The sequence below is a fragment of the Celerinatantimonas sediminis genome (assembly GCF_046054195.1).
Classification (GTDB): Bacteria; Pseudomonadota; Gammaproteobacteria; order Enterobacterales; family Celerinatantimonadaceae; genus Celerinatantimonas.
In genome coordinates, this window is sequence record NZ_JBEQCS010000008.1 from 101,077 (window position 1) to 113,317 (window position 12,241).

Consider the following 12,241-nt stretch of genomic DNA (forward strand, 5'->3'; position numbering starts at 1 on the left):
AAGCTTTAGGTAATTATCATCAATAAACACATTGCTAATTTAGTTACTCTATTAGTAATAATTGACAGCATGTTCGTTTTTATCGTTTTTGTTGTTAATTAATTAAATTGTTTTATTTCAATTAGTTAAATTTTTAATATGATGTTTTTTATCTTTGTTTTATGAAGTAACTGTATTTTAAGTTTAACATTAGATTAATTTAATTTTGATCTAGATCATTAAATCTTGATCCTTCTTTTGTGTTTTATCTAATAAATTAGAAATATGAGATGACGCTCACATAAAGGTTTGAAATGAAATAAGGATAGGAAATCGAAACGGGCAGGCTAAGCTAAAAAGCCTAGCCTGATGATGGGGTAGCGATGACTTAGTGGGTTAAATTACGTAACACGTAGTGCAAAATTCCGCCGTGACGATAATAGTCCCACTCAGCAGGAGTATCGATACGCACCAAAACGTCAAATTGAGTTGTTTTGTGTGAAGTTGGTGATTTGGCGCGAACCGTTAAGGTTTTAGGAGAATTTGCAACTGACTCAAAGCTAAAGAGCTCATCCCCTTGAAGACCGAGTGTGTCTGCACTCTCACCATCTTTAAACTGCAGCGGTAAAATGCCAAAACCAACGAGATTAGAGCGATGAATCCGCTCATAACTTTGGGCTATAACCACTTCGACACCCAATAATTTGGGACCTTTAGCCGCCCAATCCCGACTCGAACCGGTGCCGTACTCTTTGCCTGCGAGAACAATCAGTGGCGTTTGCTCTTTTTTATATTTCATCGCAGCGCTGTAGATATCGGTAATTTCAGAGCTTGGAAAATAGCAGGTAAAACTGCCCTCAGTTCCAGGTGCAAGTTGGTTTTTTAGCCGAACATTGGCGAATGTCCCACGCATCATGACCTCGTGGTTTCCGCGGCGACTTCCTAAGCTATTAAAGTCTTTAGGTGCAACATTCTCACTGATTAGGTATTTCCCTGCTGGACTATCGGCCTTGATGCTTCCAGCCGGTGAGATGTGATCCGTGGTGATGGAATCACCCACTTTGACTAAACAGCGCGCGTTCGTTATCTCTTTAAGTGGCGGCGGCGTTTGGCTCATATGCTCAAAATAAGGGGGATTTTTGACATAGGTTGAATCAGGCCAATTGTAGGTTTGCGAGGTTGGCGTCGGTAAGTCTTGCCATTGCTGACTGCCTTTAAATACGTCCTGATAATATTTGTGATAGAGCTTCGCATCGATGCATTGGCTGATGAGGGTAGCAATCTCTTGCTGGGTTGGCCAGATATCTTTAAGGTAAACGGCTCTGCCCTTGGCTGTCATAGCGATGGGGTCGTGATAGAGATCGACTCTCATCGACCCCGCTAGTGCGTATGCTACAACCAGTGGCGGAGAGGCTAAGTAGTTCATTTTCACTTCGCTGTGAATCCGCCCTTCAAAATTGCGATTGCCACTTAATACCGATGCCACTACCAAGTCATCTTTGACTATCGCTTGACTGATATTCTCTGGCAGAGGCCCTGAGTTACCAATACAGGTGGTACAACCAAACCCAACGACTTCAAATCCCAATTGATTGAGAGACTCGGATAATCCGGCTTTATCTAAATAAGCGGGCACAACCTGAGAGCCAGGTGCTAGCGAGGTTTTTACCCATGGTTTGGTTTTAAGGCCTAATTCTGCGGCCTTTTTAGCGACTAATCCAGCGGCTATCATAACCGCCGGATTAGAGGTGTTGGTGCACGAGGTAATGGCGGCGATGACCACATCACCATGTTGCAGAGATCTTGTTTCATCGTGCAAATTGTAGCTGGCAATTTGTTCATCATTTCCGCCGCCACCTTCATCATCAAAGCGTGATAGAGAGTGGCCATAAAGTGATAACTGCTGTTCAAAGGCACTACTTGCTTGAGAAAGAGGAACTCGATCTTGGGGCCGTTTGGGGCCTGCTAAGCTAGGTTCAACACCACTTAAATCAAGAGTAAGTGCAGTGGTGCTATATTGAGCGGGCGTGGCGCCCGGTTCTCGCCATAATCCTTGCGCTTTGGCGTAAGTTTTTATGAGCTGTATTTGTTTATCGTCTCGACCACTTAGGCGTAAATAGTCAATGGTTTGCTCATCGATTGGAAAAATACCGCATGTTGCGCCATATTCCGGTGCCATATTGGCGATGGTTGCACGGTCGGCCAGCGGTAGGTTTGCCAGTCCATCTCCGAAAAATTCGACGAACTGACCAACGACACCACGCTCGCGTAACATTTGGGTTACTTTAAGCACTAAATCAGTGGCTGTTGCGCCTTCAGGAAGCTCACCTGTTAATTCAAAACCAACGACCTGTGGCAGTAACATACTGACTGGCTGGCCGAGCATCGCGGCTTCTGCTTCAATACCACCAACGCCCCAGCCTAAAACGCCAAGGCCGTTGACCATCGTTGTGTGTGAGTCGGTGCCGACCAATGTGTCTGGATAGGCAAGTGTTTGTCCATCTTCAGTTTTAGTTATGACGCATTGGGCCAGATATTCAAGATTGACCTGATGGACAATCCCGGTGCCAGGTGGCACGACTCGAAAATTACTAAATGCCTGCTGGCCCCAACGCAGAAACTGATAGCGTCCGCGGTTGCGCTCAAACTCAATGCTGATGTTTTTATTAAGTGCTTGCTTTGAGCCAAAATGGTCGACCATGACCGAGTGATCGATGACTAAGTCGACCATTTCTAGTGGATTTATCTGCTCAGGTTTCCCGCCTAGCTTCACAATCGCATCGCGCATTGCCGCTAAATCCACCACCGCTGGAACGCCGGTAAAATCTTGCAATATCACTCGAGCTGGGGTAAAAGCAATTTGGTCGGTTGCTATTTTATCCGGCTGCCAGTCAATGATGGCCTGAATATCCTCCGGATGAACGAGATGTCCATCTTCTTTGCGTAGTAAATTTTCAAGTAACACTTTTAGACAATAGGGTAGGCGGCGTACTTGCTCCCATTGGGGAAGTTGGTCAAGACGATAGATGGTATAACTTGCGCCATCAACATCCAGTTGCGTCTTAGTATTGAAACTATTCATCAAGGTCTCCCTTTTCTTTGAAATGGTGACTCACTCTTGATTGTAGTTAGTAGTTGAGTGTGGATTTTATCATAATTGTAACGTAAATGTTATCGCATGCGAGATGACAATGCGAAAGGGAGCATCACATTATGAGGAATTTATGAACAATAACGAGGGGCCTTCATCTTCGCTTTTGCAACAAAAGGGATTTCTCTGGTTTTGGCTGACTCGGCTAGCGTCTGGATTTGGTTTTCAGATGCTCTCAGTGGCCGTGGGGTGGCAGATTTATGCCCTAACTGGGAATGCTTTGGATCTTGGTTTCATTGGTTTAGCCCAATTTTTACCTTCACTGGTATTAGCGTTGCCAGCTGGACATGTGGCGGATATCTTTGCGCGTCGACAGATTATTGTGGTGACTCGCATCAGTGAGCTGATTGCGATTACTGTTCTGGCGTTGATGAGCTTTTATCAAATAGTCGATAAATGGATAATTTTTGGACTATTGGTGTGGATTGGCACCTTTAAGGCGTTTGAATTTCCGGCCATGCAATCCATTGTGCCAAGTTTGGTGCCTGAGAAGCTTTTGCCAAGAGCCCTTGCTCTGAATAGTTCCGCCAGTGAAATGGCCTCGATTGTTGGGCCAGCTCTGGGAGGCTTTCTTTATATTGCAGGTGCTGATGTCGTTTATATCACCACTGCACTGCTGTATTTTCTAGCGGTAGTCTGCATGTTTCATGTGCCTTTGCCTGCCATTAAACGGCCTCGCAGCGCTGCCTCCTTTGCAACTGTATTTGCTGGTGTGAGCTTTATTCGTAAGCGCCCAGTTATTTTAGGCGTTATCTCACTAGACTTATTTGCCGTGCTTTTGGGCGGAGCGACCGCTTTGCTCCCTATCTTTGCTCGAGACATTCTGCATACTGGGCCGTGGGGGCTTGGATTATTGCGCGGTGCACCTGCTGTGGGGGCATTATTGATGTCATTTTGGTTGGCTAAGCACGTTATTAGTCGCCATGTTGGGATGATTATGTTTGCCTCAGTGGCCGCCTTTGGTGTGGCAACCTTGGTCTTTTCTTTTTCCCAGTGGCTTTGGTTATCACTGCTGGCTTTAGCTCTGTTAGGTGCATTCGATATGGTAAGTATGGTGATTCGAGGGGCGCTGGTGCAGCTTGAAACGCCAGATGAGATGCGCGGCCGGGTTAGTGCGGTTAATTCAATTTTTATTAATACTTCCAATCAGCTCGGTGAATTTGAATCCGGCGTACTGGCAAGTTTAGTTGGCGCTGTTGGTGCGGTAGCGATTGGTGGGGTTGGCACTTTGGTGGTTGTGGGGTTGTGGATGTGGTGGTTCCCAGAGCTTAGAAAACGGCAAAAGTTAACGAATTAATCACTTTCTTCAACAGAGAAGATAAAGCCACCTTAAGCGGTGGCTTTATCATGCAATGGCTAAATATTATGAGTGAACTGATGCCATATTGCTTTCAAAATCCAGTTGGTATTCATCGTTTTCATCTGGAATCACGGGTTTTTCATAAGCGCAGCTAACGCCCCAGTAATAAACCACCAGAGACAGTACAACCAAGACTACGATAGCGCTGATTGAACCTAACGTGCCTGTACCACCAAAGGTACCTAATGCGGAGATGATATACAGACCCACATAGTAAACGAGTAACCACAGGCTTCGTTTAATTTCATCTGCCATGCCGTTTTCTTTTTTACCCAACAGCGCATAACCAATCCACGCGATGGCAAATACTGGTAATAGCAATTCGTTAACCGCCCAACCACTCCAGTAAACAAGCAAAGTACTGGCAATGAACGCAAGCGGGCTAATGATGGCAAATGCTGGCAGTTTAAACGGACGTTTAATATCCGGACGGCGAGCACGAAATACTGCAGCGCTGACAGGGCCTGGCATATAGGTAAATACGGTCGCAGAAGTAACTGCCGCAATTAAGCCGCCCCATACTTGGAACTGTGATGGTAATGTCCAACCAATGGCTAGGACAAGAGACAGCCATAATGCGCCCCGAGGAACACCTGATTTTTCATCAACCTGACCAAAGACTTTAAACAGATGGCCGTTTTTAGCCCAAGCAAACAGTACTCGGCTAGCCCCTGCTAGGTAGATGTTACCGGTTCCAGCTGGTGAAATAACCGCATCAATCAGGATTAAGTTAATCAGCCAAGCAATCCCTAATGAACGCGCTAAATCAGCGTAAGGTGATTGGAACAATGCAGTTAGACCGTGCCAACCGTTTTTGTGTAACAGATCAGATGGCACTGCACCCATAAATGCAAATTGCAGCAACATATAGATGATAAAGCTGGCGACCATTGCCAAGATAATTGCTAATGGCACATTACGCTGTGGATTTTTCGCTTCACTGGCAAAATCGACTGCTTGGCGAAAACCTAAGTACGCAAAAACAATCCCAGCACCAGTTAATGATTCAAAGATGCCATGGGTACCACCAGGATGAGTTGATGGAACGTCCATATTGGAGCTTTTGAAATAACCAAAGAAGGTAACAATTGCAATAATAGGTACAATGAATTTAATGGCGGTGACAATCGTGTTGATGCGACCAAAGAAGTTAACACTCCAATAGTTAAGCAAGAAGAAGAAAATCAACAGCGCAATTTGCATGATAAAGCCCAAATCAGTTGGACTTCCGTCTTTATGACCCAGAGCTGGCCACCAATACATGGCATACTGGCGAACGGCTTCAACTTCAACGCCAGCAGTACTGGTATAAGCAAGTAATGCGCTAATCCCGATAACAAATCCGACCAGGTTGCCGTGCGTGAAGTTTGGATAACGCACAAACCCACCTGCGCGTGGAATACTGGCTGAAAGCTCAGCAAACACAAGCCCGATCATCAATACAATGACAGCCCCAAGTGCCCATGAGTAACCACTTAAAGGCCCTGCGTAACCTGCACTATTTAAGGCGGCATAAAGCCAACCTGAACCGATCATCGAACCAATCCCTAATAAGGTTAGATCGAGTAATCCTAATTTTTGTTTTAATGCTCCACCAGCCATGCTTGACTCCTTCTATCAATTCCTAAGCGAATGCGTGGCATCACGTTTTTCATCATTTCAGACAAAACAAACGCAAGAAATATTCCAACTAAGAGATTGCTTGAATCATTAGGCTAAAAATTAGTCCGATTTAAGATTTTTATTCCGAAATGTCAAATTACGTAAGTTTGTGTCAGTATATTCGTATTACTTTTTACGTTTTAATGATTGAATTTTTGATAGTAGGCGGGGTATAAACCAAAGTTATAGGCGATTCGCACTAATATGATTCAACATCACTATATTGGTGCAATTAAATCGCTTGTGATTCGCTGGTATAGGGTGTTGGATTGATTTGATTTAAATGAACAAACTTCATCAACTCTTCAGGTTTTAACGGTTTTGCGAATAAAAATCCCTGACCTTGCTCACATCCTAGTGTTTGTAAAAGCTCCATTTGTTGAGTTGTTTCAATTCCTTCGGCAATGATCACTTTATTGAGTGAATGCCCCATATCAATAATGGCGGCAACCAGCTGCGCATCTTTATGGTCGTGGGGGGCATTTGAAACGAAACTGCGGTCAATTTTTAGATATTTCACAGGAAGATTACGCAGCCTAGCAAGGCTTGAATGACCCGTCCCAAAATCGTCAATCGCGAGTTCAAACCCAAATTTTTCCAGCATTTTTAACTCGTTAATAATTTGAGTGAGGTTCTCCATCATATGATCTTCGGTAATCTCAATTTGCACCATCGCTGGGTTTATTCGAGTGCGTCCAGCCATGGCGATAATCGATTGGCTGATATTCTCTTTTAGCAGTTGCTTGACCGAAATGTTCACCGCAACTTTAATGGCTAGATTTTGACTTTGCCATTTAGCCATCTGTTTAAAGGCCTGAATGAGTACCCATTCACCCACTTCAAGAATCAGACCTGAGCTTTCAGCAACTGGAATAAACTCAGCGGGTGATAATGGCCCTTCTTCAGGATGATTCCAGCGCAATAGCGCCTCAACTCCCATCAGTTGATAGGTTTGCAGATCAACTTTAGGCTGGTAGACCAGTTGCAGTTGCCCCTGTTCATGTAGCGCATGGCGCAGGTGTTGCTCAATCCAGCTTCGCCGTGATATTTGCGATGTCATGGTTGGTGAGAAAATTCTGAAGTTTTCTCCACCTTCTGTTTTGGCTGTGCGCATGGCTTGGTTGGCGTGCAGCATTAACTCATAAGGGGTTTGGCCATCATCGGGGTAAAATGCCAAGCCAAATGATGCTGAGAGCTGGACATCTTGAGTCTGTGGGCCGGGCAATGAAATGGGCATATGAATCAAAGCGGACAATTGGCGCAATAACTGCGGAATTTCAGCTGAGCTTTTTGATATATCAATCGCCATCGCAAATTCATCTGCGACAATTCGTCCGACAAAGCCATAACACTTTTGATCGACAAATTGATTCAAACGGTTGGCCAACTCAATAAGTAACCGATCGCCATTCTCATGGCCAAGGCTTTCGTTAATGCTACTAAAGCGATTTAGACTAATTGCAATCACCACTAAGTGAGTTCGATTGTGTTTGACGAGTTGAATACAAGTTTGGACTCGCTCTAGCATGGCGAGTCGATTCGGTAGTTTCGTTAAATAATCATTAAAGACCTGAAAGCGAACATGATCGGCAATTTCCTGCTCTTTTTGCTTGAGCAGTGCGACGTATTGCTTTTCTCTGCGGTAGAGATTGAGCAGCAATGGCCTAAAGATAAAAACAGCTTCGAGTAATAATGTTAAAAGCATTCCACCGAGTGAAATTCGGTTATAAAACTGCAACTGCTTTATCGCAATTTCACTCTCTTTTTGATATCGAAAAACTAACGTATCAAGTGATTGCAACATTTCATGATAGGCGCTGAGCTTAAGCTGATTAAACAGTTCGCGTTGACGCTCCGCGCTCATGTTATCGCTGGTTAAGGTGCTGGCAAGATGTAAAAAATGAGTCACTTTTTGGTCAAGATTGACCGGCGGTTTTAAAAAGATATCTAGAATTGAGCGTGAAGTCGGGGCTGGGATTTGCAATTTTTTCGAGCCATTGAGTAAAGCCTCATGAACTTGCGTCATTTGTTCAATCGATTGTTGATACTCATTGGCCAACTTATAACTATTTTCTTTGTTATTAGTAATATCGCCAGCAAACAGCGTAATTCGCTGTGACAGCATCCGTTGCCGACCAGCCAAATTCACTATTCGAGCGGTTGCTTCTTGTTGGGTGACTATGCCTTGAACTAAATAATGCGAACAAACCGCTAATAATGCGATAAGTGCTAACGCAGCTAGGTAGGTGTATGTTCCATGTCGCCAGTGGTAATGGATATTTTGTGATGTATTTGCCATTCGCAACTCATGCTGGTTTATTCCCACAATAAGGTCGTTATCGGTTGATACAGACCCGCGTTGTCATTTTTTAGGCAACTATTTTCAGTCTAGTCACTAATTAGATAGGGGGAAATTTTTTTGCCAAGCCCAGCTGATAGATAGCACGAATGAAAGCCTAACACTATAAATTATAAAAGTTATTTATGATTTTATGAGGTTCAATTGACAAAAAAAGCTCGCGCTAAAAGGGCGCGAGCTTAAAAGATTATGCTTTAAAAAATCTTATTTTAGATTTTCAGGGAAGTTTGCAGGCAGTTCACTAGGTGGACAGTTAATTACTGACTCATTGTTTTCACCGCAATCTTGTACGACCGTAATCGTTGCAAATTCATCAATTACTTCAGTTGGATAAGCGGGGCCTTCGGCGCGATACGCTTCCATTTTTGGAATGAAGTCATTCTGGAAACAAACGGTTTTTTCTGGATTGTTCATAACCCAACGAGGGAAGAAAATAGTTCCGTGGAACACTTTGTCTGCTAAGTTAGCAATAAGGCTAACGTCAGTTCCAGTTGGTTCAGTCCAAGAGACTTTATAAACATCAGCTGCAACGCGTACCAGATAGACTTTCTGATCTTTTACCCAACGACCACCAACAATGCCGCTGTGAATACGATAGTCAGCTGTGGTAGCATTTTTGAAATAGAACTCATAGTTCCAGCCATTGTCATAGGTGTAAACTAAGTGTTTGCCTAAGATGCCGCTTAAATCGTTTTGATCAAACATAAATACGTCTCCTTTGATTTGGAATTATGTAGGCGGTGCGATGCACTAAAAATCATTTTCCGCTGGATAATGTATTATCGAAGATTCGAAAAATAGCAAATGAAGCACCGTGAACCCTATGCGAACTACTATATATCTTTCCTTTTTTTATAAAAAACGCTATTTTTGAATTAAACACCTCAAAAATTTTTATATGTTTTCAAGCACACTCGAACAATGGTTGTTATTACGCTCCGTCGTAGAGCTTGGCAGTATTGCTAAAGCTGCAGATGCCTATCATCGCAGTCAGCCCTCAGTAAGCTACCAGTTAAACCAACTCCAAGAGCGCCTAGGACTCAAATTGTTGACCCTTGAAGGGCGACATTTAGTGTTAACCAGCGAGGGGCGCTCTTTATTAGAACAAGCGTCATTGCTACTTGATGACTGGAACGATCTGGAGCATCGGGCACAGGCTTATCACAGTGGTGAACGCTCTGTGCTGAGCTTAGTGATTGATAGCCTGTTGCCTAAAGAGGAATTATTTGAAGCGCTTAAGTTGTTTAACCAGCGTTATCCTAATACGCAAGTGCATGTCAAAGAGGTGGTGCGTGATGAGGGAGCGCTTGAAGTACAAAATGCCAGTGGCGATTTATATATAGTCGCAATGGGTGAGCAATCAAAGCTTGATCAGCAATTTGTGTTAAAACTGCGCTTAACACTGGTGATGGCAAGTGAACATCCTTTGTTTGAAGTGCCAGAGACTTTCCGAATGCAGCAGCTGAGTCGTTATCCATTGATTCAAATTGTCGATAAGAGCAGTCAGCAGACTCATCAGTCGAAATTTCGTGAGTCGTGGTATTTTACCTCGGTTGATTCAGCAACTCAGGCGGTACTTAATCAATTGGGATATGGTTGGCTGCCATATCGACATGTCAAAGCAATGCTCGAAAGTGGCCAAATGCGCCAAGTCGACCCAGTTCATTATCCTGATCATTTCACCTCGTTATATATGGTCACCAGTCCTGATGTTCGCCACGACCCATGTGTGGATACGCTTAAATCTATTTTTTTAGACTTGGCTGACAAACGAGAGCAACTATAACGATAGCAGGCTGAGCACACTGATGTAGGGCTGTTTGGAGCGGTTTTAACGTAATGTCATCCGTTTTAATCAAAGCAACACATCCAATCAAGTGCTTGAAGGTTAGATGATGGCGCATTTATGCAGAGATAAATCAATCTGCACGACATCTTTAAATTTATGCCGGTAAAAAGATAACTTCAAAAAATAATCATTATGTTAAATTTACTTAATATCCATATAAATTTTATGGAAATTAAGCAAAAATCCCCCATTTTGTAGCCTATTTCTTCATCTGATCGTTTTTGTTAAATCATTCAATAACATCGTCAGCATTTTTTTAAATGCCTGCTAGTCTTAAATAAGTTTAATGATTTTTGGGGAAATATTTGTGAGCGATGGGGGCGGCGTGTTGCAAAAAGCAATTTCTCGAGTTCTTCGTTATCAATTTTTCGCATGGGTGTTGATGAGTGTTCTTTGGCTTGTTATCAGCTCACTAAAATTGAGTCTCTGGTTTGTACTTTTGCCCGTGTTAATCGCTGGAGCAAGTTATTGGATATCACAAAAATTACTTTCTAAAAGTGTTGAGCAGCAAGTTATTGATACCACCGATAACTCCCATAGCTCGGTTGATGAATTAGCTCTGCTTGCAAAGAACTTACAATCGATGCTTCCCAAGCTTAAAAGTGTTTTAGAAAGCTCTAGGGAAGATATGGAAAACTCGGTTAATACGGTAAGCGCGCAGTTTGAACAGATCGTGAACGACTTGGATGCGGTTGTGGCAACCGATGAAGAGCAAGAGTTAGACCAACGTTCGCTGTTAGCTCGTAAAGTGAGCGAGATGGCTCGTGAAGCATTTGAAGGGCAAAAGCAGACGTTGATTGAATCCGATCAAAGAGATCAACAGACCGTTAAAGCGATTTCGTCATTACATGAGCAGATGGATGGCATTGAAAAGGCTTCGCAGGAAGTTCAAAAAATTGCTGATCAAATCAACTTATTGGCTCTTAATGCGGCAATTGAAGCGGCTCGCGCTGGAGAGCATGGCCGCGGCTTTGCTGTGGTTGCTGATGAAGTTCGAACGCTTGCTTCTCGCTCGGCGCAAACCGGAGACAAAATCAGTCAAACAATCGATTCATTTAGTCGAGATATGGATAAGTTAGCAAATCGAGTCGAAAACGCTTTTAGCGATGTCCACCATCAGCGCGAAGAACATGAAGCGACCATCAGTGAGACGCTGGGTCAACTCGATGAGCATATGCAAACCATTACCGATGATGCTAAAGACCTGATTCGCCAGCGTACTGACATCAGTGCTCGTATTTCAGAAGTGATTGTTCGCCTGCAGTTTCAGGACCGGTTATGTCAGATCCTCGATCATGCAGAGCAGAACCTTGAAGAGTTATTAAGTATCGTCAGCAAACCTGTTACGGATGCGGATAGTTTTGCCAGTGAACTTGAGCAATTACTTGAACATATGAAAAACCGATCTACAACTGATATTGAAAGAACTATTTATGGTGCAGCGAAGCATCATAAACCTGCCACCGATGATGACGAGCTGATTTTTTTCTAGAGGGGGGATGCGTATGTCGAAAAATATTTTGATCATTGATGACTCAGCGTCTGTACGTCAGGTTGTCGGCATGGCTTTACGCGGTGCCGGTCACCAAGTCGTAGAAGCTGTCGATGGCAAAGATGGATTAGCCAAACTGAATGGCCAAAAATTTCATCTGATCGTTTGCGATGTAAATATGCCCAATATGGATGGCATTAGTTTTTTAAAAGCGGCTAAGCAAAAACCGGATTATAAGTTTACGCCAATCTTGATGTTAACCACCGAATCAGGGGCGGATAAAAAGCAAGAAGGTAAAGCTGCAGGAGCGAAAGCGTGGTTGGTCAAACCATTTAAACCAGAAGTCCTGCTCAGCGCTGTGACTAAATTAACTTAATGTAAGGTCGGAT

At 43.5% G+C, this 12,241-nt stretch carries 8 protein-coding genes; 4 read left to right on the forward strand and 4 right to left on the reverse strand.

What is annotated here, in order from left to right:
• Positions 1-367 precede the first annotated feature (367 nt).
• Positions 368-3,064, reverse strand: coding sequence for an aconitate hydratase AcnA (acnA, locus tag ABTQ23_RS11210; protein ID WP_408615815.1), 2,697 nt, complete (start codon positions 3,062-3,064; stop codon positions 368-370).
• Between the two features lie 139 nt (positions 3,065-3,203).
• On the opposite strand from acnA, the gene ABTQ23_RS11215 reads away from it, so the two are divergent.
• Entirely contained in the window at positions 3,204-4,427 is a 1,224-nt protein-coding gene (locus tag ABTQ23_RS11215; protein ID WP_408615817.1) for an MFS transporter, read from the forward strand.
• A 66-nt stretch (positions 4,428-4,493) separates the two neighbouring features.
• Here the strand turns inward: ABTQ23_RS11215 and ABTQ23_RS11220 are convergent, their stop codons facing one another.
• The 3 genes from ABTQ23_RS11220 to ABTQ23_RS11230 form a co-directional block, all read right to left on the reverse strand.
• Entirely contained in the window at positions 4,494-6,092 is a 1,599-nt protein-coding gene (locus tag ABTQ23_RS11220; RefSeq protein WP_408615818.1) for an APC family permease, read from the reverse strand.
• Between the two features lie 292 nt (positions 6,093-6,384).
• Positions 6,385-8,451 (reverse strand): EAL domain-containing protein, encoded by a 2,067-nt coding sequence (locus ABTQ23_RS11225; RefSeq protein WP_408615819.1) that lies wholly within the window; start codon positions 8,449-8,451, stop codon positions 6,385-6,387.
• Between the two features lie 264 nt (positions 8,452-8,715).
• On the reverse strand, positions 8,716-9,216 hold the full coding sequence (locus tag ABTQ23_RS11230; protein ID WP_408615820.1) for a phenolic acid decarboxylase: 501 nt from the start codon (positions 9,214-9,216) through the stop codon (positions 8,716-8,718).
• A 193-nt stretch (positions 9,217-9,409) separates the two neighbouring features.
• On the opposite strand from ABTQ23_RS11230, the gene ABTQ23_RS11235 reads away from it, so the two are divergent.
• The 3 genes from ABTQ23_RS11235 (at position 9,410) to ABTQ23_RS11245 (ending at position 12,228) form a co-directional block, all read left to right on the forward strand.
• Positions 9,410-10,297: a LysR family transcriptional regulator gene (locus ABTQ23_RS11235; protein ID WP_408615821.1), complete on the forward strand. Its 888-nt coding sequence runs from the start codon at positions 9,410-9,412 to the stop codon at positions 10,295-10,297.
• 370 nt (positions 10,298-10,667) lie between these two features.
• Entirely contained in the window at positions 10,668-11,852 is a 1,185-nt protein-coding gene (locus tag ABTQ23_RS11240) for a methyl-accepting chemotaxis protein (RefSeq protein WP_408615822.1), read from the forward strand.
• A gap of 13 nt (positions 11,853-11,865) precedes the next feature.
• Positions 11,866-12,228, forward strand: a complete 363-nt coding sequence (locus ABTQ23_RS11245; RefSeq protein ID WP_408615823.1) for a response regulator — start codon at positions 11,866-11,868, stop codon at positions 12,226-12,228.
• The last annotated feature ends 13 nt before the right edge of the window (positions 12,229-12,241 follow it).